This is a genomic window from Methylobacterium gregans (assembly GCF_022179245.1).
GTDB lineage: Bacteria > Pseudomonadota > Alphaproteobacteria > Rhizobiales > Beijerinckiaceae > Methylobacterium > Methylobacterium gregans.
On the sequence record NZ_BPQM01000025.1, the window covers coordinates 45,044 to 71,791 of the forward strand.

Below are 26,748 nucleotides of genomic sequence, written 5' to 3' on the forward strand. Positions count from 1 at the left end.
CGGCGCGGGAGGCTTAGACCCGGCCGGGCCGGGCCGCCGGGCGCAGGAGGTGCAGCCGGGTGAGGATGCGGGTGAAGACCTGGGCGGCGAGCCAGCCGAAGCCGCCCCCTGCCGCCTTGACCAGGAAATCCGCGCCGCGCCCGTGCCGGGTGGGCTGGACGAGCTGGGCCAGTTCCAGCAGCCCCGCCGCCGCGACGGTGAGCGCCAGCACCGCGAGGCGACGGCGCGGGTAGCCGCAGGCGAAGAGGAAGCCGAGCAGGGCGAAGGCGCCGAAGCGCTCGGCGGAGACGGGCAGGGCGGTTTCGGGCCGCAGGCCGATCGGGGCCGCGGTCACGACGGCGAGCGCGGCGAGAAGCCCCCAGGCCAGGACACGCGCGAGCATCCGGAAATGAGACGGTGTGTTGGACATCGGACCGCCTACGCAACAGCCGCGCCGGGGTCAAACGCCCGGCACCGGCCCGGTGCGCAACGGCACGCCCCGACGGCGCGGTCACCGCTAGCCTGACTCTCGTCGACGAAGCGTCGGCCGACGGTTCGGTCACCATCCCGACCGATGCAGGAGGTCCCCATGATCGCCGTGACGGCGCGACGGATTCTCACCCTGCTGGCGCTCGTTGCCCCGGCATCCGGCCGGCCCTGCCGGGAGGCCGGCCGCGTGCCCGGACGGGAGGCAGGCGCCGCCGTCCCCGACGCGGTCGTGTTCCGGCACTACCTGTAAGATGTGCTGCTGAACCGGAGATCCGGACCAGCCATCCGGGTACCCGGTCAGGCCGGCCGCTCGCCCCGTCGGCGCAGCGCCTCCGGCAGGCGGCGCGTCCGCCGCACTCGCGCCGAGGCGCGCATGAAGGTCAGGTAGTTCTCGGCCTCGTCGAGGGTCAGCCCGCTCACCACGGGGTCCTTGCCCTCGATCACCGCGTGCGTGCCGTCGCCCGCGAGCCTCACGCTGATCCGCGACATGCCTCTCTCCTCGGTGGTCGCCCTCCGGGGGCGCCTCGCACGGACGCCTTAGCCGCCTAACACCCCGGAACACGATCGGTTCAGCACGTATCCCGGGTCTCGCTCGTGGGAGGCGCTGTGGCCAGGGAGCCACAGGCGTTGCGCTTACGCCACGCCAGAGCGGGCGAGCGCTGCCGCGGCCACGCCGGTTAACCACGCGTTAACCATTGTAAACAAAATCCTCGTCTTAACGAACGGTACACGTTCGGCCCTCCGGCGGATCCACCGAAGTCCTCGCAAGAGCTTCGGAACCGACTGGCCGGAGAACAACAGAGCAAGAACAGCTGCAGGACAATTTTCGGTCGCCGCGCCTCGCGCGCGGCGTCGGCGATGTCTTGCGCCTCTAGGGCAGCCGAGATGTTCATCGTCGTCGACGAGCGGGAAAGCGTGACCGCCCAGTACGTGGCCGGCTTCAGCCAGGAGGGCGTCACCGCCCGCGGCCTGCCCGCCCCCGATTTCCAGGTCTGGCTCAGCGGCCTGCCGGCCGGCGATCTCGCGGGCGTAGAGGGTTTCGTGCTCGGCGATTGCGGCGACCGGCCGGGCTATACGGCGGCGATCCGCAGCCTCTCGCCCGCGCCGATCATCGCGCTGAACGAGACCCGCTCGCTGGAGCAGACGCTGGCCCTGTTCACCGCGGGCATCGACGATGTGGTGCGCAAGCCCGTCCACGTGCGCGAGATCATCGCCCGGGCGAACGCCATCCGCCGCCGGGTCAGCCGCGGCGCGGCGCCCGCCGCGCCCGAGCGGGCCGGCCGGCTCGTCGTCCACACGGACGGGCGCGACCCCGAGATCGACGGCCAGAGCCTGCTCCTGCCGCGCCGCGAGCGCCACATCCTGGAATACCTCGCCCGGAACCGCGGCCGTCAGGTGACGAAGACCCAGATCTTCAACGCGGTCTACGGCGACCACGAGAGCGCCTGCGAGGAGAGCGTGGTCGAGGGCCACATCTCGAAGCTGCGCAAGAAGCTGCGCGCCCGCCTCGGCCACGACCCGATCGAGGCCAAGCGCATGGCGGGCTACACCTTCGTGGGCTGAGATGCGGGCGCCGTCGCGCCGCCCGCTTAACCCGCGCTTAGCTTTAACGCACCCTTAGCAATCCTCCGCCATCCTGAAGCTCCCGATAACCCTGATGCGTCGCCGACCGGCTCTGATGCCCGGCTCGGAGACCGGGGGCGGGGATCGACGGCGGATTCCCCGCACCTGGCGGGCGAAGGCATGAGGCCGCATCCGCCGGCCGGTGCGAACCCGGATGTCCCTGAAGGACGTGCGTCCTTCGCGGCCGCTTCGCGTATCCCGGGTTCCCCATGACGAGTATCCTCACCAACGCACGCGCCCTCACCGCCCTCAGGACCCTCGGCGCGGCTGGCGACGGCCTCGACACCGCCAACCGGCGCGTCTCCACGGGCGCGCGGATCGGCAGCGCCGCCGACGGGGCGGCCTACTGGGCGATCGCCACGTCCCTCAGGGGCGACAACGGCTCCCTCGCGGCGCTGACGGACGCGATCGGCCTCGACCAGACCGCCGTGGATACGGCGGCGCTCGGCCTGACCCGGACCGTCGAGCAGCTGAAGGTCGTCAGCCGGACCCTGGTCGCCGCGCAGAGCGAGCAGGCGGACCGGGGCAAGCTCCAGCTCGACATCGGCATCGCCCTGGGCGCCATCCGCAGCATCGCGGAGAGCAGCGCGGTCGGCGGCTCGAACTGGCTCTCGGTCAAGTCCGACGCGCCCGGCTTCTCCGCCAACCAGCAGCTCGTCATGGCCTTCTCGCGCCGGGACGGGAGCGCGAACCTCACCCGCTCCACGCTCGACGCGTCGCAGTTCATCCTGTTCGACGCCAAGGCGCGCGACGCGAGCCCCGACTGGGTCGAGTCGAGCTCCGTGGCGCCGGCCGGCACGCTGGCCGCGATCACGCAAGGTATCGCGACCCGCGCATCGCCGACGGGCGCCCCTTACACGGTGAGCGCCGTCGTCAGCGCCGGGCACACCCACACGAACGGGCTCCTCGACACCGGCTACCTGCTCAACCCCACAGTTGCCGGCTTCGGCTTCTCGATCAACACCCTCGACATCACGCAGCCCAACACGAGCCGGGCGTTGATCGAGACCTACCTGCGGGTGGTCGATGCCACGCTGCAGCAGGTCTTGGACGGGGCCGCCCTGCTCGGCTCGACCTCGGCCCTCCTGACGGCCCAGCGCGACTTCGCCCGGCAGATGACGGCGATCAACGGCGCCGCGATCGGCACCCTGACCGACGCCGACATCGAGGTGGAGTCGACGCGGCTCAAGGCGCTGCAGGCCCAGCAGATGCTGGGCCTGCGCTCGCTCTCGATCGCCAACTCGGCGCCCGGCACGGTGCTCGCCCTCTTCAACTGAGGCCCGCGCCGGAGCCGATCCACCGGATCCACAGCGACCCGCGCGGCCGGCCCGGCCTTAACGGTTCCGTAGCGAGGCCCGGAGCATTCTCAGTGTCGCCGGAGCGGGGATCGGACAGGCGGTCCGCCCCCCGCTCCGGTGCAGACCCGTCAGGCCCGCGAGGGCCTGGAAGCGCCGCGGATTGCCCTCCCGGGGGCAAAGGCATGATGCCGCTCCGCGAGCCCCGGTGCGAGCCCGGATGTCCGATGAAAGGTTCCCAGACCGCTCGCCACGAGGTTCGTGCGTACCATGACCAGCATCCTGACCAACAACTCGGCGACGATCGCGCTGCAGACCCTGCGCTCGATCAACACCCAGCTCGACACCACCAGCAACCGCGTCTCGACCGGCCAGCGCATCAGCTCGGCCGCCGACGGCGCCGCCTACTGGGCCATCGCCTCGACCCTGAAGTCTGACAACGGCTCGCTCAGCGCGCTCAAGGACGCGATGAGCCTTGATAAGAACTCGGTCGACGCCGCCTCGGCCGGCCTCAACAAGGTGATCGACCAGCTCAAGACGGTCAGCAACGCGCTGGTCTCGGCCTCGACCACGAACACCGACCGCGCCAAGCTGCAGAACGACATCAAGGTCGCTCTCGACGCGATCAAGAACTACGCCGACAACACCGTGATGAACGGCTCGAACTGGCTCTCGATCAAATCGAGCACCTCCGGCTTCACCTACGACAAGGATCTGGTCTCGGCCTTCTCGCGCAAGGACAAGTCGGTCTCGATCTCGACCACGACGCTGGAGACGGGCAGCTTCGTGCTCTACGACTCCAACACCGCCAGCAGCACGAACGCGACCCTGTCGTCCGCCCTCGGCGACATCGCCTCCAACGCCTCCGTGGCTCCGAGCACCGGCCCCGGCGTGACGGTCGCGGTCGGCAGCACGAAGAGCGGCTTCATGGACACGAAGTACTCGATCACGCTGTACAACAGCACCACGGCCGTGAGCGAGTCGATCAAGGACTTCGACATCAAGTCGCTGACCTCGTCGGATACGGACCAGTCGAAGATCACCGGCTACCTGAAGATCGTCGACGCGACGGTCCAGCAGCTCCTGACCGGCGCCTCCAAGCTCGGCTCGATGTCCACCCTGCTCAAGTCGCAGCAGGAGTTCACGCAGCAGCTGATGGACATCAACACCTCCTCGATCGGCTCGCTGGTCGATGCCAACATCGAGGAGGAATCGACCAAGCTGAAAGCCCTGCAGACGCAGCAGCAGCTCGGCATCCAGTCGCTGTCGATCGCCAACGCCAGCTCGCAGAACGTGCTCTCGCTGTTCCGGTAAGCCCAGCCGGCACGAGGACAGACAGTCGTCGGTCGGAGGGCCGCGCTTCCAGCGGGAGCGCGGCCCTCGCGCGTCTGGGGTCCGGAGCGCGCGGTCCGGATCGCGCTCGCTTGTCCACTGGCCCGGTCGCGACTCGCAAGCCCCGCGCAAGGGCCTCCGGCCAGGGTGCCGGGCGGCCGTCCTGCGAGCGTGCGGCGGCCGCGCGGGTCCCGGATCGCGGGCCGCAGGAGCCGGGCGGGATGGGACGCAGGAATCGAGGGAGCGTGCCCCAGCAGGCGGCTGCGCGCACGGGCGGCCGGTCTGCCGGACGGCTGCCCGCCCTGGAGACGCTCGGCCGGGCGCTGCGGCTGCACGGGGAGGGCCGGCTGGCGCCCGCCGAGACGGCCTACCGCGAGGTCCTGCGGCACGACCCTGGGAACGCGACCGCGCAGCACGCCCTCGGCCTGTGCCTGCGCCTGACCGGCCGGCTTCCCGACGCGCTCGCCGCCTTCCGGCGGGCCGCCTCCCTGGCGCCGCGAAACCCGGACATCCGGGCCGATCTCGGCAACGCCCTGCTGGCCAGCGGGGACGCGGCGGCGGCGCGCGCGGCCTTCCGCGAGGCCGTGGCCCTCGACGCCGACCACCGCGCCGGCTGGGACGGGCTGGTCCGCCTCGGCGAGGGCGCGGACGCGGTCGCACCGCTGCGGCGCCTCCTCGCCGTGCAGCCGGCGGAACCAGAGGCCTACCTGCTCCTCGGCCGCGTCCTCTGCGCCCGGGGCGAGACAGAGGGCGCGCGCGCGGTCTACCGGTCCGGGATCGAGGCCGGCGCCCTGACCGGGCCGGCGCTGAGCGCCCACGCCCTGGCGGCGATCGAGGCGGCCCGTACGGAAGAGGGCCTCGTCGCGCTGCGGCTGCTCACCGAGCTGACGCCGGGGGATGCGGCCGCGCACAACCTGCTGGGCTGCGCGCTTCTCGGCCTCAAGCGCCTGGCCGAGGCCTACACGGTCTTCCGCCACGCGCTCGCGGCCGACCCGCGCCACGTGCTCGCCCACATCAATCTCGGCCTGGTGTTCGGCCAGACCCGGCGGATCAACGAGGCGATGGCGTGCTTCCGTGCGGCGCTGAACCTCGACCCGGACTCGGTGCTCGCCCGCTACGAACTCCTCGACCAGCGCCGTCATGCCTGCGACTGGGACGGGCTGATCGCGGAGGACCGCGCGCTCGTCGCGCGGATCCTCGAGACGGGCACGCGCATCTCGCCGTTCAAGCTGCTCGTCATGCAGGCGCGCCCCGACGAGATCCTGCGGGCGACCCGGGTCTGGGCGGAGACCGACATGCCCGCCCCGGCCGATCTTCTGCCGCCGCCCCCGGCGCCCATTCCGGGCCGCCGGATCCGGATCGGCTACCTCTCCTACGACTTCTTCAACCACGCCACGACGCTGCTCGCCGTGGCGCTGTTCGAGCAGCACGACCGCGCGCGATTCGAGGTCTTCGCCTACTCGTACGGGCCCGACGACGGCAGCGCGATCCGGTGCCGGGCGGTGGCGGCTTTCGACCACTTCGTCGAGATCGGCGCGCTCTCGGACGCCGACGCCGCCCGGCGCATCCGGGAGGACGCGATCGACATCCTCGTCGACCTCAAGGGCTACACCTACGCGGCCCGCACACGGATCCTCGCCCTGCGCCCCGCCGCCGTGCAGGTGAACTATCTCGGCTATCCGGGCAGCATGGGCGCGCCCTTCATCGACTACATCCTGGGCGACCCGCTCATCACGCCGGAGGCCCACCAGCCCTTCTACGACGAGCGCATCGTCCAGTTGCCGGACTGCTACCAGCCCAATGACGGCGGCCGGACCATCGCGGCCGAGGGTCCGAGCCGCGCCGCCTGCGGGCTGCCGGACGAGGCGTTCGTGTTCTGCTGCTTCAACAACACCTACAAGATCACGCCGCCCGTCTTCGCCACCTGGATGCGGATCCTGGCGCGCGTTCCCGGGTCGGTGCTCTGGCTCTACGAGGCCAACCCGGCCGCACAGGACAACCTGCAATACGCGGCCGGCGCGCACGGCATCGATCCCCAGCGCATCGTCTTCGCGGGCCATGTCGGGTCGCCCGCGCACCTCGCCCGCCTGCGCCACGCCGACCTCGTGCTGGACACGCTGCCCTACAACGCCCACACCACCGCGAGCGACGCACTCTGGGCCGGGGTGCCGGTGCTGACCTGCCTCGGCGAGACCATGGCGGGCCGCGTCGCAGGCAGCCTGCTGCGCGCGGTCGGCCTGCCCGAACTGGTCACCGATACGCCCGACGCCTACGAGGCGCTGGCCTCGGCGCTCGCCTCGGACCCGCCGCGCCTCGACGCGCTCCGGGCGCGGCTCGCGGCCAACCGGACGCGGGCGCCCCTGTTCGACTCCGCCCGCTACGCCCGCGGCATCGAGGCGGCCTACGCGCGGATGCACGCGCTGCGCTGCGCCGGCCGGCCGCCGGAGGCCTTCACGGTTCCGCGGGAGCCGTTCCCGGACGGCTTCGACCCAGGCCCCGAATCCGGACCCGAATCCGGCCGCCCCTGAGATCCGGGCGCCCGGCGCCGACGAGAAGTCCCGAGACCCTCCATGACCGACCGCACGACCGACATCACGCTCAGCCTCTGCATCGCCGCGGGCGCGCGGCCCGATTTCCTCGACCGCCTGCTCGGGCGCGTGGCGGCCGATGGCGGCCTGCCGGAGCCCTGCGAGATCGTGGTCTCGGACGCCTCCGCGGACGGGGCGATCAAGGAGATCGTGGAGCGCCGCGCCGCCGAGGGGCTGCCGGTCGTGCGCTTCCGTCACGCCGGGGCCGCGCACCGGCCGGGCGACGCGGCGAGCCTGCTCGCCGCCCTGCGGCGGGGCCGGGGCCGCTACCGCGTCGCGCTCGCCGAGGACGAGCTGCCCGTACCGGGGGCCCTGCGCGAGGCGGTGGCCTTCCTCGATGCGCACCCGGAGGTGCTGGCCTGCTACGCGCCCTGGGAGCTGCACGACGAGGCGCCGGGCGCGGTCGCGACCGCGCAGTACGCGATCGCGGCCGACGCCGTCTTCGCGCCGGGCGAGGCGATGGAGCTGTTCGGCTTCCTCGTGCAGAACGGTGCCGCACCGGAGGCGGCCGTCTACCGCGCCGAGGCCCTGCGCGCCCTCTCGGCGCCGAGCCGCCACTGCCACGCGGGCTTCGTCGGCCTCGCCCGGCTGATCGCCGAGGGCGCGCTCGCCTTCCGGACCCGGCCGTTCCGCCGGATCGCCACGCAAGACCCCTTCACGGGCCGGCGCCACGACAGCGCGGCCGTGAACGCGGCGGACTGGGACCTCCACCGCGGCGGGCTCGAATTCTACGTTCGCGCCCTGATGGCACGGACCGGCGCCGCCCCTGATCCGGCCCATCGCCCGGCCTTCCGGGACGCGATCGACGCCTATGTCGAGACCCGAATGCGGCTCGCCTTCCGGGTCGCCATGGGCCGGGGCGACTTCCTGGCAGCCCACGAGATCCACAACCGGCTGAGCCTGCTCAGCCTCGGCGAGGCCCGGCCGCCCGTCGAGAACCTGGAGCGCCTGCCGCTCCTCGTGGCGGTGCAGACGCTGGCGCGGCTCGCCAACGACACCGCCGAGGTGGAGCGCGTGGTGCTGGTCGGCGTCGAGGACGGCCCCTCGATCAGCAGCCTGCTGCGCGAACTCGGCCTGGAGCGGCGCATCCTGGTGGCCCCGCCCCTGGAGGCGCCGGGCGAGAAGGCGATCCGCGGAAGCCTCGTCTTCCTCGGCGAGAAGGCCGCGGACGAGCGCGCGCGCTTCATCGAACAGGGCTACGCGCCGAGCCTCGTGGTCGACGAGCGCGACCTGATCGCCGGCATCTGCCTGCCCTGAGGCCCGTTCCGGGCCCTCTCCCCGGCCGTCCAGCGGAACGTCCGGGCCCGGCTACACGCCCTCGAAGACGAGGCCCGCGAACTCGCCCCGGCGCCAGCGCAGGCAGGCGCGCACGGTGCGCAGCTCGTCGGAGGCGATCACGAGGTCGAACCGGTCGGGGAGGGCGATCCGGGGCGCCACGCGGATCTTGGCTCCGCTGCGGGAGAGATCCCGGATCACGCAGGGCTGGAGCTGCGCGCCGGCCACGATCCGCCCCTGCAGCAGCACGCGGTGGCGCTTCGCCCGGGGCAGGGGACTGCCCAGCTCAGCCGCCCGGCCCGCGACAGGCCCCGTGCCCGCTCCGGGCGCTGAGCCTGTGGTGAGTGCGTCCGGATGGGTCGTCATCGGCGTCAAGAGCGGGCTCAACGGGTCTGGCGCCTTCCTGCCGGCCGGGGCAGGGCCGTTAACGGAGCGTCAAGCATAAGAGGCGAAACCTTAACGGACTGCCATCTGCTGTGCCACGCCGCCTCCCATGTCGCTGCTCCGCCCCGCTTCCCCGGCCAGACCGGCTCCGGACCGGCCTCGCCTGCCGGCGCGTCCCCTCGCCGGCGCGGTGGCGCGCCGCCGCCGCCGCGAGGCGCGCGTCGAGCGCGCGGTGCTCGGCGCCGCGCTCCTGCTGGCGCTGACCGCGAGCGGGTTTGCGGGCTACGTCATCACCGGCGGCAGCCGGCCCTACGCGGTGCAGGCCGTGCTCCCGGCCGGTATGCAGACCTTCGCCTGGAAGCGCGGCCCGGACCCGGCGCCTGTGCCGGTCGACCTCGACCCGACGACGACCGGCGCGATCCCCGAGCGCCGCGCCGCGCTCGTCGCCGAGCCGCCGGAGCCCGCAAGCGGCGGCAGCTACACCCTGCGCCGGGTCTCGACGGGCCCCGCGGGCAGCGTCGCGGTGCTGGAGGAGGCCGGCGGCCCGGTCCGCGAGGTCGCTGCGGGCGGCGAGTTGCCGGGGGCGGGCCGCGTGCTCGCCATCCGCAGCACCGGCGCGGGCTGGGTGGTGATCACCACCCAGACCATCATCGGCCCGGCCCGGCTGTGAGACGGCCCATGACGCGCCCGACAGCCTGGAGCCCGACAGCCTGGAGCAAGCGTCCCCGCCTAGAGCGGCAGGCGACCGTCGCCGACGCGGCGAGGGCAAGGAACGCGCGGCCGTGACCAGCACGCTCACCAGCTACACGCTCATCGCGCGCGATCTCACGGCGGCGATGAAGCGCAAGGCCGCGGACCCGACGGTCGCCCGGGAGAGTGCCTATTACGCGGCCAACATCGGCAAGGTGACGTCGGTCGACGACCTGCTCGCGGACCGGCGCCTCTACACCTACGCCATGAAGGCCTTCGGCCTGGAGGACATGACCTACGCCAAGGCCTTCATGCGCAAGGTCCTGAGCGAGGGCGCATCGAGCCCGTCGAGCTTCGCCAACCGGCTGGCGGACGACCGCTACGTCGCCATCGCCAAGGCTTTCGACTTCGCCTCGGTGCAGGCGGCCAAGGGCAGCGACGCGATCCTGGCCGGCTCGGACGAGGCCGCGGCGGCCGCGGCGCGCCTCGAGGGCGCGGTGCTCCCGGCCAGCCTGGACTTCAGCGGCACCAACGAGGCGCGCTTCACGCTCACCACCCAGCTCGCGACGGGCAAGGCGGCGAGCGCCACGATCGTGCTCAACAAGGACACGCTGGCGGATTTCGCCAGCGACCTCGCGGCGGTGAAGCCGGCCGCCCTCCTCTCGGCGATCCAGAGCCAGATCGCGGCCTCCGGCGAGGCCGGGCTGAAGGGCAAAGTCCAGGTCAACCTCGACATCTTCGACAGCCTGATCGTCACCACGACCGCCTACACCGATCTCGGGGCCGACCAGAAGGCCGGCGGCACGGGCGCGGACGCCGACACCGCCTATGCGGGCACGGGGGCGGCCCGCACCGTAACGCTCCGCGTCGCCGCCCCCGCCTCGGGCCAGACGGCGGTGAGCGTCGGCTTCGGCACCAACGTCGCCCCGGACCTCGCGGCCCAGACCGTCACCGACGCCTACCTGCGCCAGTCGATCGAGGCGGATGCGGGCGCCGACGACACGGGCGTGCGCCTCGCCCTCTACTTCGCCCGCAAGGCGCCGAGCGTGAAGAGCGCCTACGACATCCTGGGCGACACGGCGCTGACCCAGGTCGCCAACACGCTGCTCGGCCTGCCGGCCTCCAGCTCGACGACCTCCAGCGACGCCCTGGCGCAGCGCGCCAAGCGGATCGCGGAGAAGATCGACCTCGCGAGCCTGAAGGACCCGGCCGCCCTGGAGAAGCTGGTCCGACGCTTCGCGGCGATCTGGGACGCGCAGAACAACACCGCCTCCGCGCCGGTCCTCGCCCTCTTCACCGGCGACGACGGCTCCGCCGGCATCACCGCCGACATGATGAGCGCCCTGCGCGCCGCACGGACCGGGGGCTGAGTCGATGCAGAACGGGCTCTACGTCGCGCTCTCCAGCCAGATCGCCCTGGAGAAGCGCCTGACCACCACGGCGCAGAACGTCGCCAACATGGCCACCGCCGGCTACCGCGCGGAGGAGACGAAGTTCACCGCCCTGATGGCGCAGGCCACCAAGGGCGCGGTCGCCTTCGCGAGCACGGGCGACACCTACATCTCCCGCACCTCCGGCCCGATCACCAAGACCGACGCGCCCCTCGACGTCGCGGTGCAGGGGGACGCGTGGCTCAGCCTCGGCGGTCCGGGCGGCCCCGTCTACACCCGCGACGGGCGCCTCACCATGGACGCCACGGGCCGCCTCACCGACATCTCCGGCCGGCCGGTGCTCGATCCCGGCGGGGGGCCGCTGCTCCTCGACCCGCAGCAGGGACCGCCGACCATCGGCCGCGACGGCACGATCCACCAGGGCGTCAACCAAGTCGGCGCGATCGGCCTGTTCACTTTCGACCCGAAGGCCGCGATCCGCCGGGCAGGTCCGAACGCCGTCGCCCCGAGCCTGCCCGCGCGGCCGGTGCAGGACTTCACCCGCGTCGGCCTCACGCAGGGGCACCTGGAGGGCTCGAACGTCAACCCGATCCTGGAGATGACGAAGCTCATCACCATCCAGCGCGCCTTCGAGAGCGCGGCGAACCTGACGCAGCAATCCGAGTCGACGCTGCAGGACGCCATCAAGTCCCTCGGGCCGCAGGGCTAGGCCGATGACGGACGCGATCGAGCGCCTGGAACGGGCGATGGCGCAGGCGAACGGGCACCTCGTCCAGGTCGGCGGCCACGTGCGCGAGGTCTCGGCCAGCGCCTGCCGGATCGGCGGCGTCGGGCCGTTCGTGCGGCTCGGCGACCGCATGGGCTTCGAGCAGGACGGAAAAGCCCAGATCGGCGAGATCGTGCGCATCGACGCCGCGGGCGCGACGCTCAAGACCTTCGGCCCCCGGATCGAGGCCGGCATCGGCACCCGGGTGTTCCGGCTCGGTGCCGCGGAGCTCAGGCCCGACCCTAGCTGGAAGGGCCGGGTGATCGACGCGCTCGGGCGCCCGATCGACGGGGCCGGGCCGCTGGCGGAGGGCGCGGTCGCCGCGCCGCTGGACGCCGACCCGCCCGCCGCCTTCGGCCGCGCCCGGGTGCGCCGCCCCCTGGTGACCGGCGTGCGGGCGCTCGACCTGTTCACGCCGCTCTGCGCGGGCCAGCGCATCGGCATCTTCGCGGGCTCGGGCGTCGGCAAGTCGACGCTGCTCGCGATGCTGGCCGAGGCGGAGGGCTTCGACAGCGTGGTGGTGGCCCTCGTCGGCGAGCGCGGGCGCGAGGTGCGCGAGTTCCTCGAAGGCCCGATCGCCAAGGCGCGGGAGCGCTCGGTGATCGTGGTCTCGACCGGCGACGAGAGCCCGATGATGCGCCGCCAGGCGCCGAAGGTGGCGCTCGCGGTCGCCGAATCCTTCCGCGACCGCGGCGAGTCGGTGCTGCTCATCGTCGATTCGGTCACCCGCTACGCCCACGCCGCCCGCGACGTGGCGCTCGCCGCCGGTGAGCCCGCGGTGGCGCGCGGCTACCCGCCGAGCGTGTTCTCGGACCTGCCGCGCCTGCTGGAGCGCGCCGGGCCCGGCCTGGAGGGCCAGGGCAGCATCACGGGCGTGTTCTCGGTTCTGGTGGACGGGGACGACCACAACGATCCGGTCGCCGACGCGATCCGCGGCACGCTCGACGGCCACGTCGTGCTCGACCGGGCCATCGCGGAGCAGGGCCGCTACCCGGCCATGGACCTGCTCGGCTCGATCTCGCGGCTCGCCTCCGAGGTCTGGACGCCGGACCAGCGCGACCTCGTGCGCAAGCTCAAGGCCATGATGGCCCGCTACGAGGAGACCCGGGACCTGCGCCTGATGGGCGGCTACCGGGCCGGCACCGACGCCGAGCTCGACCAGGCAATCGGGCTCGTGCCGAAGATCTACGAGGCGATGCGCCAGGAGCCGGGCCAGGCGCCCAGCCGCGACGCCTTCCTCGAACTCGCCCAGTCGCTGCGGGGCTGAGCATGACGACGCTCACTAAGCCCCGCACAAGCCTGAACGCGCCACATGCGCCCCGCAACGACCAGCCCCCGAAGGTGTCCCCATGAGTCTCACCGGCGTGCTCCGCACCGGCGTCTCGGGCATGAACGCCCAGACCAACCGCATCTCGACGGTGGCGGAGAACATCCAGAACGCCTCGACCACGGGCTACAAGCGCACGTCGACGGAGTTCTCCTCGCTGCTGCTCGAATCCTCGGGCATCGGCAACTACAATTCGGGCGCGGTGGAGACCACGGTCCGGCGGAGCATCGGTGAGGAAGGGCCGACGAGCTTCACCACCTCGGACACCGACCTCGCGATCAACGGCAACGGCTTCTTCCTGGTGCGCGACGGCGGCGGCGGCCAGTTCCTGACCCGTGCTGGCAACTTCGTGAAGGACGGCGGCACCGGCAACCTCGTCAACGCGGGCGGCTTCACGCTGCTGGGCTACAAGCTCAATCCCGACGGCACGCTGCCGGCCAACCCGGCGCTGACCGAGATCAAGTCGGGCGCGACCCAGCTCCTGGCCCGCCCCTCCAGCACGATGACCCTGCAGGGCAACCTGAAGCAGGGCTCGACGACCGTCACCACCCCGAGCGCCACGAGCTTCACCACCAAGACGCCGGTCACGACCTACGACAACCTCGGCAACAAGGTGACGTACGACGTCGTCTTCTCGAAGGTGGCCGACACCGCGACCGAGACGAACAAGTGGTCGGTCAGCCTCTACACCCAGGACGCGACGCCGGTTCAGGTCGGGACCGCGAACACGATCACCTTCGGCCCGACCGGCCAGATCACGGGCACGTCGAAGTTCGACTTCGCGGCGAGCGGCGACCGTCCGGCGCTGGCCCTCGACCTCGGCGCGATGACCCAGCTCGCCCCCGACAGCAGCCCGAAGGGCGTCGCGGACGGCTCGGCGCCGACCAGCAGCACGGGCGTGGCCTTCGGCGACGACGGCACCGTCTACACGATCTACGCCGACGGCACCCGGGCGGCGACCTACAAGGTGCCGATCGCCGACGTGTCGAGCCCGGACCAGCTCCAGCCCAGGGCCGGCAACGTCTTCGAGGCGACCGCCGGCTCGGGCAACATCGAGCTCGGCTTCGCGCAGCAGAACGGGCTCGGCATCCTCAAGTCCAAGGCGCTGGAGCAGTCGAACGTCGACGTCGCCACGGAGCTGACCACGATGATCGAGTCGCAGTCGGTCTACACCGCCAATTCCAAGGTGTTCATGACCGGCAACGAGATGCTCGAGACCCTGATGAACCTGAAGCGCTAAAGCGCGACGACCGGTAGCGGAGCCACAGCATGGGCCTCCAGATCGCGCTGAGCACCGCGCGCAACGCGCTGCTCGCCACCTCGACGCAGATCGCCGTCGCCTCCCGCAACGTGGCGGGGGCGGGCGATGCCGGCTATGCGCGCAAGATCGCCACCCTGGTCACCGGCAACGGCACCGCACAGGTGATCGTCACCCGCGCGGGCGACGCGGCCCTGTTCACCCGCAAGCTCGCCGCGACCTCGGACGAGGCCGCGAGCGCCGCCCGCCTCGACGGCCTGAAGAACCTCTCTCAGACGGTGGGCGACACGGGCGACGCCACCTCGCCCGCCGCCCGGCTCGGCGCCCTGAACGCGGCGCTCCAGGCCGCCGCCAACCAGCCCGCCAGCAGCGACCTCGCCCGCACGGCGGTCGAGGCCGCCCGCGCCCTGGCGGAGAGCCTCAACGACGCGGCCGCGGCAGTGAAGGCCGTGCGGGCGGACGCGGATGCGGCGATCAAGCAATCGGTCTCGACCGTCAACGACCTCCTCGCGCAGTTCGACGCCGTCAACTTCGCGGTCGTCACCGGTACGGCGAACGGGCGGGACATCACCGACAGCCTCGACGACCGCGACCGGATTCTGACGAAGCTCGCGGCCGAGATCGGCATCACCACGCTCACGCGTCCCGACGGCGGGATGGCGATCTACACCGACGGCGGCGCGGCCCTCTACGAGCGCGGCGCCCGCACGGTGGCCTTCGACCCGAACGCGGCGCCGCCCGGCAACGCCGTCACGGTCGACGGCGTGGCGGTGACCGGCGCGACGACGGCGATGCCCCTGCATTCCGGCCGCATCGCCGGCCTGACCGCGCTGCGTGACGGGCCCGCAGTCGAGTATGGACGGCAGCTCGACGCGATCGCGTCCGCCCTGGTCGCGGCCTTCGCGGAGACGGATCCCACGACCACGCCCGCCAGCACGGTCCCGGGGCTGTTCACGGGGGCGAGCGCGGCGGGGGTCCGCGTCGCGGCCCGGGTCGACCCGCAGCAGGGCGGCGCGGTGAGCCGCCTGCGCGACGGCGGCATCTACAGCGACGACACGGTGGTGAACACCACCGGCGCGGCGGGCTACGCGGCGCGCCTGACCATCCTGACAGGGAACCTCGCCGCCGCCCGAACGATCGGCACCGGCACCGACATCTCGGGGGCGGCGACGCTCGCGGGCTTCGCCGCCGCCTCGGCGGGCTGGCTCTCGCAGCAGCGCAAGGACGTCGCCGCGGACGCCGAGTACCAGGCGACCCTGCTGTCGCGCGCGACGGACGCCCTGTCGAACGTGGCCGGCGTCAACGGTGACGACGAGACCGCGCTCACGCTGCAGCTGGAGCGCTCCTACACGGCCTCGGCGAAGATCCTCACCGTGGTCGACGACCTCCTCAAGACCCTCATGGACGCGGTGCGTTAGGCCATGATGACCACGAGCTACATCTCCAGCATCAACCTCTGGAACGCCCCGCGCACCGGGCTCGCCCGTCTGCAGACCGACCTCGCGCGGGCCAATACCGAGATCGCGACCGGGCGCTACGCGGATATCGGGCTCGCACTCGGCACGAAGGTCGGCACCAGCCTGGGGCTGCGCCAGCAGGGCGCCGAGATCGACGCGCTGAAGGACGGCAACGGCGTCACCGCGCTGCGGCTCAAGACCAGCCAGTCGGCGCTGGCGCAGATGCAGTCGGCCGCCGACACGCTGCTGCAGAGTCTCGTCGGCCAGCCGGAGGGGCAGCGCGCCGCGGTGGCGGTGAGCGCGGGCAACCAGCTTCCCACGCTCACCGCGGCGCTCAACACCGCGGTCGCCGGGCAGTACGTCTTCGGAGGCATCAACTCGGGCACGGCGCCGGTCGCCGACACGGCGATCGCGACGCTGCGGTCCGGGATCGCGGCCGACTTCACCACCTTCTTCGGCTTCGCGCCGGGCAGCCCCGCGGCGGCCAACGCGAGCGCCGCGCAGATGCAGACCTTCCTCGACACCTACGTCGCCCCGCGCTTCGCGGACGCGGCCTGGGCCGGGGTCTCTGCGGCGAGCGGCGCGGTGACGAGCCGGATCTCGCTGAGCGAGACCGTCGCCACGGGGGCGAGCGCCGACGCCCAGCCCTTCGCCCGGCTCGCGATGGCCTACATCGTCTCGACCGATCTCGGGCTCTCCAGCTTCTCCACCGCCGCGCAGACCGTCGCGACCTCCCGGGTCATCGGCCTCCTCGGCGAGGGCAGCGGCGGCCTCGTGTCGATGCAGGCCGATCTCGGCCGCTCGCAGGCCCTGATCACCGCGGCCAACACCCGCCTTGACGCGCAGAAGACCCTGCTGTCGAGCGCGGTCGGCGACCTGGAGGCGGTCGATCCGGCCGAGGCCAAGACCCGCGTCGACACCCTCACCACCCAGATCCAGATGTCCTACGCGCTGACCTCGCAGTTGCGCCAGCTCAGCCTCGTGAACTTCCTCTGACGCCGCCCCGGGGGCGGCCCGCCGCGCGTCCCTCGGGGCGCGCCCGGGACGTCCCGCCAGCCGACCTGCCCAGGCGACTTGCCACCGAGAAGGCACGCGATGTATCGATTTTCCTATTCCGAGATCCTGGAGGACGCGCCGCAGCTCGCCCGCGAGCGCGAGCGCACGGCCTTCGACCGGGCGCTCCACCTCCTGCGCACCGTCGAGGCGCGCGGGGAGCGGGGCCCGGAGCGCACCGCCGCGATCGGCTTCGTGCAGGACCTCTGGAACGTGCTGCTCACGGACCTGCTCAACCCGGAGAACGCCCTGCCGGACGCGCTCAAGGCCGACCTCGTCTCGATCGGCACCTGGATCATGCGCGAGGCCGGCGAGGCCCTGGGCGCTCCCGAGCGCAGCCTCGCGGCGCTGATCGAGGTGAACACCTCGATCCGCGACGGCCTGCAGTGAGCCGGGGATGGGGCGGACCATGCATCTCTCGCTGCGCGCCGGAGAGCGCGTCTTCATCAACGGCGCGGTGCTGCGCGTCGACCGAAAGGTCGGCATCGAGCTCCTGAACGACGCGGCCTTCCTGCTGGAGGGCCACGTGCTCCAGGCGGAGGAGGCGACCACGCCGCTGCGCCAGCTCTACTTCGCGGCCCAGACCCTGCTGATCGACCCGGCCAATGCCGGCCCCGCCCGCGACCTCTGCGCCGGGCTCCAGGCCGGCATCCTGGCGGCGACCCGCGACGCGGCGATCCATGCCGGGCTCGCAGCCGTCCAGGGGCTGATCGAGGCAGACCGCCTGTTCGAGGCTCTCAAGGCGATCCGCGGTCTCTACCCGGCCGAGGCCGCCCTGCTGGCGGCGTCGGGCGCCGCGCCCACCCCGGCGCCGCCCGCGCTCCGGGCCGGGCCGGAGGCCGCGCCGCGCCGCCCACGGGGCTCGTCCGCGCCCGCTCAGAGCCCGGCCGTGCGCTTCGAGACCCGTCCGCGCCGGAGCGCCGGTCCCGGGCACATGCCGGTCCCTGCCGCTGCGCGCGCGCCGCGCCTCCTCGCCGCCGGCCTCCGGCCGGACCACGCCCCCGAACCGGAGATCTGACCGCCATGGACGTGACCAGCACCACGAGCACGACCGCCGCCACGGCGGCGGCCGCCAAGGCCACCAGCTCGGTCGGGGCCAAGCTCAACGCCGAGACCTTCCTGACGCTGTTCATGACGCAGCTGAAGAACCAGGACCCGACCAAGCCCATGGACGGGACCGAGTATGTCAGCCAGCTCGCCACCCTGTCGCAGGTCGAGCAGGCGACGCAGACCAACAAGAAGCTCGACTCGCTCCTGACCTCGAGCTTCCTCGATCAGGCCGACTCGATCGTCGGCCGCACCCTCAGCTCGGCCGACGGCACCACCTCGGGCACGGTCCAGTCGGTGAAGGTCACGGGCGACGGCGCGCTGGCGACGCTGACCGACGGCCGCACCGTGCTGCTGCAATCGGGCGTCTCGGTGTCCTGACGGTCGGTTCGCGGTAGGGATGGGCGGACTCGCTCCGTGGAGACTGGTGTGACGTCATGAACGAGGTCGATGCCCTCGAGCTCGTGCGCGCCGCGATCTGGACGGTGCTGGTGGCGGCAGGTCCCGCGGTCGGCGCCGCGATGGCGGTCGGCATCGTGATCGCGCTGCTGCAGGCGCTCACCCAGATCCAGGAGACGACCCTCACCTTCGTGCCGAAGATCGTGGTGGTGCTGCTCGTGCTCCTCGTCACCGGCACCTTCATGGGCGCCCAGCTCACGAGCTTCGCCGAACTCGCCTATGGGCGGATCGCCAACGGGTTCTGACCCGGGGCCGCGCCCGCCCCATCCCCGCGCAAGCTTGCCGCGCGACAAGCCTCCCGTGAGATGCGGGCGACGGCTGCGTCGCGACGTGGGGGATCCTTCATGGCGGCGGGTGCGGCGCTCGGCCTGGAAAAGAAGTCGCGGCGGGATTTCGGCTTCGCGGCCGGCATCGTGGCGATCCTGGCGGTCCTGTTCCTGCCGGTCCCCGCGCTCCTCATCGACGTCGGGCTCGCCTTCTCGATCGCGCTCTCGGTGCTGATCCTGATGGTGGCGCTCTGGATCCAGAAGCCCCTCGAATTCTCCGCCTTCCCGACCGTGCTGCTGATCGCGACCCTGCTCAGGCTCGCGCTCGGCATCGCCACGACGCGCCTGATCCTGGCCAACGGCCAGAAGGGCGTCGATGCCGCAGGCCACGTGATCCAGGGCTTCTCGCAGTTCGTGATGAGCGGCGACTTCGTGATCGGGATCGTGGTCTTCGTGATCCTGATCACGGTCAACTTCCTGGTCATCACCAAGGGCGCGACCCGCATCGCGGAGGTGGGCGCCCGTTTCACCCTCGACGCCATCCCGGGCAAGCAGATGGCGATCGACGCCGATCTGAACGCCGGGCTGATCGACGACAAGGAGGCCCAGCGCCGCCGCCGGGAGCTGGAGGAGGAATCCGCCTTCTTCGGCTCGATGGACGGCGCCTCCAAGTTCGTGCGCGGCGAGGCGGTAGCCTCGCTCATCGTCATCGCAGTCAACGTCTTCGGCGGTATCATCATCGGTACCACGCGCCACGGCATGGCGCTCGGCCAGGCCGCCGACGTGTTCGTGAAGCTCTCGGTCGGCGACGGCCTCGTCTCGCAGATCCCGGCGCTCATCGTGTCGCTGGCCGCGGGCCTGCTCGTCTCGAAGGGCGGCACGCGCGGCGCCACCGAGGAGGCGGTGCTCGGCCAGCTCGGCGCCTATCCGCGCGCGCTGATGGTCGCCTCGGCCCTGATGTTCGTCTTCGCGCTGGTGCCGGGCCTGCCCTTCCTGCCCTTCGTGGCGCTCTCCGCCCTGATGGGCTTCATCGCCTACGTGATCCCGCAGCGGGCGGCGGCCCGTAAGGCGCTGGCCGAGGCCAAGGTCGCCGAGGAGGCGGAGGCCAAGGCGCAGGCTGCGGCCGCCGAATCGGTCAAGGAGTCCCTCAAGACCCCGGAGATCGAGCTGATCCTCGGGCGCCAGGTCGCGGCGCAGATCCAGGCGAGCCACGCGGAACTCTCCCACCGCGTCGCCAAGATGCGGAAGAAATTCGCCCGGCAGTACGGCTTCGTCGTGCCCGACATCAAGCTCACCGACAGCGTGGCGCTGCCGCCCAAGAGCTACCAGATCCTGATCCACGGCACCGTGGTGGCAACCCAGGAGATGCGCCCCGGCGAGATGCTGGTGGTGGTGGGCGACGGGCCCAAGCCCGACGTGCCGGCCGAGGAGGTGCGCGAGCCCGCCTTCGGCATGCGGGCGCTCTGGGTGATGGATTCCTACGCGGGGGAGGTGCGCCGCACCGGCTTCGAGCCGATCGACGGCGCCTCGGTGCTGCTCACCCACCTCTCGGAAGTCATCCGCAACAACCTGCCCCAGTTCCTGTCCTACAAGGACATGCGCGGCCTGCTCGACCGGCTGGAGCCCGAGTACAAGCGCCTGCTCGACGAGATCGCGCCCGCGCAGATCTCCTATTCGGGGCTCCAGGCGGTCCTGAAGCTGCTGCTGGCCGAGCGCGTCTCGATCCGCAACCTGCACCTGATCCTGGAGGCGGTGGCCGAGATCACGCCCCACGCGCGCCGCGCCGAGCAGATCGCCGAGCACGTGCGGATGCGGATCAGTCAGCAGATCTGCGGGGACTTGGCCGAGAACGGCGTGCTCAACGTGCTGCGGCTCGGGGCGAACTGGGACCTCTCCTTCCACCAGAGCCTGAAGCGGGACGCCAAGGGCGAGGTTGTCGAGTTCGACATCGACCCGCGTCTCGTGGAGCAGTTCGGCAGCGAGGCCGCCGCCGCCATCCGCGAGCGCCAACGCCAAGTCCACGGCTTCGCGCTGGTCACGGCCCCGGACGCGCGCCCCTACGTGCGCATGATCATCGAGCGCATCTTCCCGACGCTGCCGGTGCTCTCGCATCTGGAGATCGCCCGCGGCGTCGAGATCAAGGCGCTGGGGACGGTCTCGTGAGGCGCAGCAATTCTCCCTCCCCCCTCCGCGGGAGAGGGGGGAGGGGGAACGCGCGCGCATGAACGCCGCCCCGGAAACCTTCCTCGGCGTGTTCCTGATCTTCTGCCGGATCGGCGGCTGCCTTCTGGTGGTGCCGGGCTTCTCCAGCCCGCGGGTGCCCCAGCAGGTCCGGCTGCTCGTGGCGGGCGCCGTCTCGCTGGCGCTGGCGCCGCTGCTGCTGCCGCTGTTCCAGCAGAAGCTCTCCGGCCAAGCGCCGGGGCAGACGCTCTACTGGATCCTCACCGAGACGGTCACGGGCCTGCTCATCGGCTTCCTCGGCCGGATCTTCCTCGTTGTCCTGGAGACCGTGATGAACGCGACCTCGACCATGGTGGGCTTCGGCGCCATGCCGGGCGCGCCGGTCGAGGGCCAGGACCCGGTGCCGGCGATCGATTCGCTGATCCTCGTCACCGCCACCGCGCTGCTCTTCGCCAGCGACCTGCACTGGGAGCTGTTCCGCGGCCTCGTCGAATCCTACGCCCGGATCCCGCCGGGCGAGGGGATCGGCAGCCAGACCGCCCTGGTGCGGGTGGTCGATCAGGTCGCCGACGCCTTCATGCTGGGCCTGCGCATCACCGCCCCCTTCGTGATCTACGCCATCGTGGTCAACCTCGCGGCGGGCTTCGTGAACAAGCTCACGCCGAGCATTCCGGTGTACTTCATCGCGACCCCGTTCGTGATGTTCGGCGGCCTGTTGATGCTCTACTATCTCGGGGGCGAGATCATGATGCAGTATCTTCAGACCTACGCCGCCTGGCTGCGGCAGGGATAGAGGCGCTCCATGGCCCACGATCCCCGGCGCCTGGAGCGGGCCGAGCGGCTGATGCGGGTCCAGGCGCAGATGCGCCGCGCCGCCGAGACCGAGCTCGCCCACACCCGCGACCGCGCCGCCGCCCTCGAGGCCGAGCGGGCCGCGCTCCTCGGTGCGCTCGGTGCCGGTCAGTTCGGGCACCTCCTGCTCGGCGCGGCGAACCGCCGCCTGCAGGGTCTGGCGGCGCAGGCCCACGCGGTGGCGGGCGAGATCGAGCGGCAGGCGGAGCACCTGCGCGAGCGGGGCCTCGCCGAGAAGCGCTCCGAGGCGCTGGTCGAGCGCGCCGCCGCGGCGCAGGCCCGGGAGCATGAGCGCCGCGAGATCCTCGACCGCCTGGACGGGCTCAGCCAGCGCCGCCCCGGGGACGCAAGCCTCCCGTAAGCCAGGGGGGTTAGGACAGGGAGCAGGATATCAGGCCAGGATCCGGCACAGCCGTGCCGTGCGGAAGAACCGATGAGCATCTCCCCGCCCACCGACATCGTCATGGACGTGGCGAAGGCCGCCGACCCGCAGCGCTACCAGGAGGCCGCGGCCAAGCTCTCTGCGCCCGGCGACCCGGCGGCCTTCACCGACGCCGTGCGGGCGGCGGGCCTCGCGCTGCACATGCCGCTGGACGCCCGCGGCTCGCTCACCAGCCTGCAGAACCAGACCACGCTGGCGGGCGCCGGCCCGGTCAGCGACCCCTACAAGAAGTTCGAGGGCCTCGTCCTGCAGCAATTCGTCGAGGCGATGATGCCCGACAAGGCCGAGACCGTGTTCGGCAAGGGCAATGCCGGCCACATCTGGAAGTCGATGCTGGCCGAGCAGATCGGCCAGCAGATCGCCAAGGCCGGCGGCATCGGGATCGCCAAGATGATGGACAAGGCCCATCCGGCGGTCGAGCCGGCCCAACAGACGACCGACCCCGCCACCCCGAAGGTCTGACCCGCGATGCTGATCGCCGCCCTGAAGCGCCTGGAAGAGACCGTCGAGGCCGAGACCGAGGCGCTCGTCGCCCGCGCCCCCCTCGACCACGCCGAGCTCAACCGGGCCAAGAGCCGGAGCCTCCTCGAACTCACCCGGCTGACCCGCGACCTCGACGCGGCCTCGCTCGACGCCGCCACCGCGATCCACCTCGCGCGCCTGCGCGACAAGCTCGCGCGCAACCAGGAGGTGGTGGCGCTGCACCTGCGCGCGGTCGAGGAGATCGGCGAGACGCTGGCCGCGGCGGCCCTCAGCCAGGAGTCCGACGGCACCTACACGGCGCGGCTCGGAAGCGGCCCCGGATCCGGATTCAGCGCATGAAGATCCTCGTCACCGGCCTCTGGATCTGCGCCGTCACCATCGCCTCCTGCTACGGGGCGGTGACCTGGGGCGGCGGCCTCTTCGCCAAGAAGACGGAGGCCTATCTGGAAGGCCTCCAGTACCAGAAGCTCGCGCCGATCAACGTTCCGATGATCGCGGAGGGCAAGGTTCAGGGCTACGTCATCGCGGTGCTGGTCTTCACCGCCGACGCGCGCCTGATGCACACCCTGCCGGTGCCGCCCAACGCCTTCGTGGTCGACGAGGCCTTCCGGCAGATCTACGCCGACCCAAGCCTCGATTTCCGCAAGCTCGCCAAGTACGACATCACCAAGCGCCTCGCCGAGGTCCGCACCGCCGTCAACACCCGGCTGGGCGCCGAGGTGGTGAAGGACGTGCTGGTGGACGAGATGAACTTCGTGCCCAAGCGCGAGGTGCGCTCGTAAGCGCACTCACGCCCCCGCCGACCCCGCCGCTCAGCCCGCCAGGAAGGCCCCGAACGCCTCACCGGCGAGCAGCCGCGTCAGCCGCTCCTCGACCGCCAGGTCCGTCGCGATCAGCATCCCGCCGCACACCGTCCCCCGGCCCGCGACCGCGTAGGCGAGGGTGCTGGCCGGCACCAATCCCCGCGGGCCGGCGACGAAGCCCTGGAGCGCGCCCGGGTGCTCGTTGCGGCCGTTGACGAGCGTCAGCCCGGCGGCGCGGCCCTCGGCGATCCAGGGCACGAGGTTGAGCCGGCGCGCGCCCTGCTGCGCCAGCGCCCGGCGCGGGCCCGACAGCGCCACGATCGCCTCGGGCGCCAGATGCAGCAGCCCCTCGAAGGCGAGCGCGGCCGAAGCCGGTCCCCGGAAGCGGTCGATCACCGCGATCCCGTCGAGGTCGTCGAGCAGCAGGAAGAGGCGGGCATGGGCGACGTCCGGCCCGTGCAGCCGCGTCTCGATGCGGTGGGCGGCGGCGCCGTCGAGGCGCACGCTGCCCGCGTTCCAGGCCGGCCCCGCGGCGGGCTCGCGCCCGTCGAGCAGGGCGACGTTGTGGGCCCGGGCCGAGACGAGGTAGTGGCGCGCCGGTCCGGTCTCCAGGCTCTCCGAGCCGCCCGCCTCCACGATCCAGCGCACGCCGTCGGCGGCGAGCACGAAGGAGGTGCAGTCGGCGTGGCCCTGCGGGGCTGCGAAGGTGCAGGCGAAATGCGCCGCCCCGCGCCCGACCGCGTCGGCGCGGGCGCTCAGCGTGTCGTGGGCGAAGCCGCCCGCGCGGGCAGGCGCCGGCGCGGCCTCCCGCGCGGCGACGAGGTCGGGGCCGCGGGCCAGGAGCCGCGCGACCCAGGCCGCCTCGTCGCCGGCCGGCGGAGCGTCGCCGAAGGGGGGCAGCCGCCCGCCTGGATCGAGGAGCCCGGCGAGACCGCCGAGCCCGGCCTCGACCCGGGCGGCGATGTCCGGGCCCGGCGCCTCCCCGTCGAGGCAGGCTGCCAGGGCCCGACCGAGGCCGACGAGGTCGAGTCGCCGCTGCAGCGCCGGGTCGGCGAAGCGCCCGTCCGGGCCGATCAGGGCGGCGACGGCCTCGCCGAGGACGCGCAGGGCGAGCGAATCCCAGAACGGCGCCAGCGGCAGACGGGGCAGGGCGCGGGCGACGGAGAGGAGGGCGGCGGCCGCCTGCACCCCGTGCAGCGAGCGCCCGAAGGCGTTCTGCCCGACGATCTCGGCGAGGGCGACGCCGTGCTGGGCCGCCGCGCCGACGAGGACCAGGCGGAGACCGGCCTCCTCCGCCGGCAGCGGCCCGGCGGCGAGGCCGGCCAGCACCTCGGCCCGGAGGCTGAGCGCCGCCGGGTGCAGGCTGAGCGGGTCGGCGGGCTGGCCCCAGGGGTTCTCGCCCGCCCAGGCGGCGGCGAGCGCGGGCGCCGCGTCGCCCAGAGCGGACAGCCAGGCGAGCGACTGGTAGTCGAGGCGCCAGGGCACCGAGCGGTAGGGGTCGGCCCGCCAGTCCGGCGGGTCGGGGAGCGCCCAGTCGGCCAGGCCGGCGAGGCGCAGGACCGGGCGGCCGTCCGCCCCGCGTCCCGTGCGCTCCGGGCCCTGGCGCAGGGCGCGGGCCCGGCCGAGCGGGGCGGGGGCAGGGGCCACTTCGGCCGCGCCGCTCTCCCCGGCCGTGCCGCTCTCCGCCGCTCCGGGCAGCCAGCCGGCCTCGGCGCCGGGCTCCAGGCCGAGGCGCTCGGCGAGCCGGGCCAGGAAGGCGGGTCCGTCGAGGAGGTCGTCCCCGCAGAGGCTCTCCAGGCGAAGCGCCTGCTCCAGCGCCACCTCGGGGGCGGCGACCAGTTCGACCGCGGGCGGCTCCTCGTCCGCCTCCTCCCAGGTGCGGAAGCCGAGCTCGACCGAGACCGCACCGGGCGGCGGACGCAGCGTGAGGGTGAAGCGGCGCGCCTGCGGCTTGGCCGGCAGGTTCACCGAGGCGCCGTGGCCCGGCACCGAGACGGTGTCCGGATAGGGCAGGGGCAGTTCCGCCCCCGCCGCGTCCCGGTAGAGGACGCCCGCATAGGCCGCGTGCTCGTCGGGGCGCTCGGAGAAGATCTGGCCGCGCAGGACGAGGCCGGCGCCCGGCACCAGGGCCTGTGCAAGCACCAGCGGCTCGGGCCCGAGCCGGCGGCGGGGCACAGCGACCGCGGGAGCGGCCTCCGGCCCGGTCAAGACCGGGCGCAGGCGCACGCCCGAGACCCGGAACGGCGCGGTGTTGCGCCAGGAGCGGAACCCGAGGGCGAGGTCGCTGGCGGGCGCGGGCACCCGGAAGGCGAGGCGGAGCGCCGCCGCGCGGGCGCCCTCCGGCCGGTAGGCGGGACCCGGCAGCCAGATCCCGTGGGGGTCCGGCAGGGTGCGCACCAGCCCCGGCACGGATTCGAAATCGAGGCTCGACCCGTCGGGGGCGAGGAAGTCGAAACCGGCCAGCGCGAAGTCGAGGGCGGCACCCGCCCGCTCCGCCGGATCCCAGGCCAGGGTGAAGTCGAGGGCGTACCAAGTCTCGGGTGCCAGATCGCGGAAACCCAGCACTGCGCGGGCCCAGCGGTTCTTGGCCGCCACCACGTGCTCGCCCTCGCGCCCGCCCGCCGCGGCTCCCCCCGCGTAGCGGGCCGTGACGGGAACACGCGCGTCCTGGTCCGGCGCGCCCGCGTCGGGGTCCGGCAACGCGCCCCGGGCTCCTTCCAGCACGCCTTCCGGCAGATCTTCCGGCAGCTCTTCCGGCATCTTGGGCGGCAGTTCCTCGTGGTCCGGGCCAAGTCCGAGCGGTGCGGCGCCCGGCACGGGCTGTCAAGGCGAGGCGGGGCCAGCCCCGTGCAAGATTGCGGACCTACACCCCTGATCCATGGGAGGCCCGATTCCGGGTCCCGGATCCGTGGCGCATGGCAGGAAGGGGGAGGCGGCATGAGCGGAATCTACCTGTTCGATCTCGCCTCGATGCAGGCCCGCCACCTGGCGGTGCGGCAGGCGACCATCGCCGGCAACGTCGCGAACGCGAACACGCCGGACTACAAGGCCCGGGACGTGACGCCCTTCGCGCAGGTGCTGGCCGGTGCCGGCTTCGGCATGGCGCAGACGGCCTCAGCGCATGTGGCGGGCGCGGGCGCCGACACCCGTGTCCAGGACACCAAGGACGGCTGGGACGTGCTGGAGACGGCGAGCGGCGTCACCCTGGAGCAGGAGCTGCTCAAGGCCGGCACCGTGGCGCGCGAGCACAGCCTCAATACCGGCATCGTCAAGGCCTTCGACCGGATGCTCAAACTGGCGGTGAAGGG

27 protein-coding genes and 1 pseudogene are annotated in these 26,748 nt (G+C 72.7%); 24 read left to right on the forward strand and 4 right to left on the reverse strand.

Features of this window, described 5'->3' with window-relative positions; all coding sequences use genetic code 11:
- Window positions 1-13: 13 nt before the first annotated feature.
- Window positions 14-409, reverse strand: a complete 396-nt coding sequence (locus tag MFF54_RS05715) for a VanZ family protein (protein WP_238301655.1) — start codon at window positions 407-409, stop codon at window positions 14-16.
- Window positions 410-568: 159 nt separating this feature from the next.
- Here MFF54_RS05715 and MFF54_RS05720 point away from each other — a divergent pair, with 159 nt between their 5' ends.
- Entirely contained in the window at window positions 569-718 is a 150-nt protein-coding gene (locus MFF54_RS05720) for a hypothetical protein (protein ID WP_238301656.1), read from the forward strand.
- A gap of 47 nt (window positions 719-765) precedes the next feature.
- On the opposite strand, the gene MFF54_RS05725 is transcribed toward MFF54_RS05720, so the two are convergent.
- Window positions 766-957, reverse strand: coding sequence for a hypothetical protein (locus MFF54_RS05725; protein WP_238301657.1), 192 nt, complete (start codon window positions 955-957; stop codon window positions 766-768).
- Window positions 958-1,353: 396 nt separating this feature from the next.
- On the opposite strand from MFF54_RS05725, the gene MFF54_RS05730 reads away from it, so the two are divergent.
- The 5 genes from MFF54_RS05730 (at window position 1,354) to MFF54_RS05750 (ending at window position 8,563) form a co-directional block, all read left to right on the forward strand.
- Window positions 1,354-2,031, forward strand: coding sequence for a response regulator transcription factor (locus MFF54_RS05730; protein WP_238301658.1), 678 nt, complete (start codon window positions 1,354-1,356; stop codon window positions 2,029-2,031).
- 269 nt (window positions 2,032-2,300) lie between these two features.
- Window positions 2,301-3,368, forward strand: coding sequence for a flagellin N-terminal helical domain-containing protein (locus tag MFF54_RS05735; RefSeq protein ID WP_238301659.1), 1,068 nt, complete (start codon window positions 2,301-2,303; stop codon window positions 3,366-3,368).
- A 288-nt stretch (window positions 3,369-3,656) separates the two neighbouring features.
- Window positions 3,657-4,700: a flagellin N-terminal helical domain-containing protein gene (locus MFF54_RS05740; RefSeq protein ID WP_238301660.1), complete on the forward strand. Its 1,044-nt coding sequence runs from the start codon at window positions 3,657-3,659 to the stop codon at window positions 4,698-4,700.
- A 263-nt stretch (window positions 4,701-4,963) separates the two neighbouring features.
- Window positions 4,964-7,246, forward strand: coding sequence for an O-linked N-acetylglucosamine transferase family protein (locus MFF54_RS05745; RefSeq protein ID WP_238301661.1), 2,283 nt, complete (start codon window positions 4,964-4,966; stop codon window positions 7,244-7,246).
- Between the two features lie 42 nt (window positions 7,247-7,288).
- Window positions 7,289-8,563 (forward strand): glycosyltransferase family A protein, encoded by a 1,275-nt coding sequence (locus MFF54_RS05750; protein WP_238301662.1) that lies wholly within the window; start codon window positions 7,289-7,291, stop codon window positions 8,561-8,563.
- A 51-nt stretch (window positions 8,564-8,614) separates the two neighbouring features.
- Here the strand turns inward: MFF54_RS05750 and MFF54_RS05755 are convergent, their stop codons facing one another.
- On the reverse strand, window positions 8,615-8,968 hold the full coding sequence (locus MFF54_RS05755) for a PilZ domain-containing protein (protein WP_238301663.1): 354 nt from the start codon (window positions 8,966-8,968) through the stop codon (window positions 8,615-8,617).
- Between the two features lie 106 nt (window positions 8,969-9,074).
- Between MFF54_RS05755 and MFF54_RS05760 the strand changes: the two genes are divergently transcribed.
- The 17 genes and pseudogenes from MFF54_RS05760 (at window position 9,075) to MFF54_RS05840 (ending at window position 23,419) form a co-directional block, all read left to right on the forward strand.
- Window positions 9,075-9,635 carry a hypothetical protein gene (locus MFF54_RS05760; RefSeq protein ID WP_238301664.1) on the forward strand — a complete coding sequence of 187 codons (561 nt, stop codon included), beginning with the start codon at window positions 9,075-9,077 and terminating at the stop codon, window positions 9,633-9,635.
- A 112-nt stretch (window positions 9,636-9,747) separates the two neighbouring features.
- Window positions 9,748-11,025 carry a DUF1217 domain-containing protein gene (locus tag MFF54_RS05765; RefSeq protein ID WP_238301665.1) on the forward strand — a complete coding sequence of 426 codons (1,278 nt, stop codon included), beginning with the start codon at window positions 9,748-9,750 and terminating at the stop codon, window positions 11,023-11,025.
- A 4-nt stretch (window positions 11,026-11,029) separates the two neighbouring features.
- Complete coding sequence (gene flgF / locus MFF54_RS05770; RefSeq protein ID WP_238301666.1) at window positions 11,030-11,755, forward strand: flagellar basal-body rod protein FlgF; 726 nt, start codon at window positions 11,030-11,032, stop codon at window positions 11,753-11,755.
- A gap of 4 nt (window positions 11,756-11,759) precedes the next feature.
- Window positions 11,760-13,079, forward strand: a complete 1,320-nt coding sequence (gene fliI / locus MFF54_RS05775) for a flagellar protein export ATPase FliI (protein ID WP_238301667.1) — start codon at window positions 11,760-11,762, stop codon at window positions 13,077-13,079.
- An 82-nt stretch (window positions 13,080-13,161) separates the two neighbouring features.
- The gene (locus tag MFF54_RS05780) at window positions 13,162-14,379 is read left to right on the forward strand and encodes a flagellar hook protein FlgE (protein WP_238301668.1); all 1,218 of its coding nucleotides are present in this window, start codon (window positions 13,162-13,164) and stop codon (window positions 14,377-14,379) included.
- Between the two features lie 29 nt (window positions 14,380-14,408).
- Window positions 14,409-15,815 carry a flagellar hook-associated protein FlgK gene (flgK, locus tag MFF54_RS05785; RefSeq protein ID WP_238301669.1) on the forward strand — a complete coding sequence of 469 codons (1,407 nt, stop codon included), beginning with the start codon at window positions 14,409-14,411 and terminating at the stop codon, window positions 15,813-15,815.
- 3 nt (window positions 15,816-15,818) lie between these two features.
- Window positions 15,819-16,850, forward strand: coding sequence for a flagellar hook-associated family protein (locus MFF54_RS05790; RefSeq protein ID WP_238301670.1), 1,032 nt, complete (start codon window positions 15,819-15,821; stop codon window positions 16,848-16,850).
- A gap of 99 nt (window positions 16,851-16,949) precedes the next feature.
- Window positions 16,950-17,297: a flagellar biosynthesis regulator FlaF gene (flaF, locus tag MFF54_RS05795; protein ID WP_238301671.1), complete on the forward strand. Its 348-nt coding sequence runs from the start codon at window positions 16,950-16,952 to the stop codon at window positions 17,295-17,297.
- Between the two features lie 7 nt (window positions 17,298-17,304).
- Window positions 17,305-17,682: pseudogene (flbT, locus tag MFF54_RS05800) on the forward strand (flagellar biosynthesis repressor FlbT); the annotation flags it as partial.
- A 248-nt stretch (window positions 17,683-17,930) separates the two neighbouring features.
- The gene (gene flgD, locus MFF54_RS05805) at window positions 17,931-18,335 is read left to right on the forward strand and encodes a flagellar hook assembly protein FlgD (RefSeq protein ID WP_238301672.1); all 405 of its coding nucleotides are present in this window, start codon (window positions 17,931-17,933) and stop codon (window positions 18,333-18,335) included.
- Between the two features lie 56 nt (window positions 18,336-18,391).
- Window positions 18,392-18,658, forward strand: a complete 267-nt coding sequence (gene fliQ, locus MFF54_RS05810; protein WP_238301673.1) for a flagellar biosynthesis protein FliQ — start codon at window positions 18,392-18,394, stop codon at window positions 18,656-18,658.
- Between the two features lie 99 nt (window positions 18,659-18,757).
- Window positions 18,758-20,842, forward strand: coding sequence for a flagellar biosynthesis protein FlhA (gene flhA / locus MFF54_RS05815; RefSeq protein WP_238301674.1), 2,085 nt, complete (start codon window positions 18,758-18,760; stop codon window positions 20,840-20,842).
- A gap of 58 nt (window positions 20,843-20,900) precedes the next feature.
- On the forward strand, window positions 20,901-21,653 hold the full coding sequence (gene fliR, locus MFF54_RS05820) for a flagellar biosynthesis protein FliR (protein ID WP_238301675.1): 753 nt from the start codon (window positions 20,901-20,903) through the stop codon (window positions 21,651-21,653).
- 9 nt (window positions 21,654-21,662) lie between these two features.
- The gene (locus MFF54_RS05825) at window positions 21,663-22,073 is read left to right on the forward strand and encodes a hypothetical protein (protein WP_238301676.1); all 411 of its coding nucleotides are present in this window, start codon (window positions 21,663-21,665) and stop codon (window positions 22,071-22,073) included.
- Window positions 22,074-22,145: 72 nt separating this feature from the next.
- On the forward strand, window positions 22,146-22,616 hold the full coding sequence (locus MFF54_RS05830) for a rod-binding protein (protein WP_238301677.1): 471 nt from the start codon (window positions 22,146-22,148) through the stop codon (window positions 22,614-22,616).
- Window positions 22,617-22,622: 6 nt separating this feature from the next.
- Window positions 22,623-22,976, forward strand: a complete 354-nt coding sequence (locus tag MFF54_RS05835) for a flagellar protein FlgN (protein ID WP_238301678.1) — start codon at window positions 22,623-22,625, stop codon at window positions 22,974-22,976.
- Window positions 22,973-23,419 carry a hypothetical protein gene (locus tag MFF54_RS05840; RefSeq protein ID WP_238301679.1) on the forward strand — a complete coding sequence of 149 codons (447 nt, stop codon included), beginning with the start codon at window positions 22,973-22,975 and terminating at the stop codon, window positions 23,417-23,419. The genes MFF54_RS05835 and MFF54_RS05840 overlap by 4 nt, the downstream gene beginning before the upstream one ends.
- Window positions 23,420-23,449: 30 nt before the next feature.
- Here the strand turns inward: MFF54_RS05840 and MFF54_RS27605 are convergent, their stop codons facing one another.
- A complete protein-coding gene (locus MFF54_RS27605; RefSeq protein WP_283206255.1) occupies window positions 23,450-26,200 on the reverse strand; it encodes a heparinase II/III domain-containing protein in 2,751 nt (916 codons plus the stop codon).
- 177 nt (window positions 26,201-26,377) lie between these two features.
- Here MFF54_RS27605 and flgB point away from each other — a divergent pair.
- A partial coding sequence (gene flgB / locus MFF54_RS05850; RefSeq protein WP_238301681.1) for a flagellar basal body rod protein FlgB occupies window positions 26,378-26,748 on the forward strand: 371 nt, incomplete at its 3' end.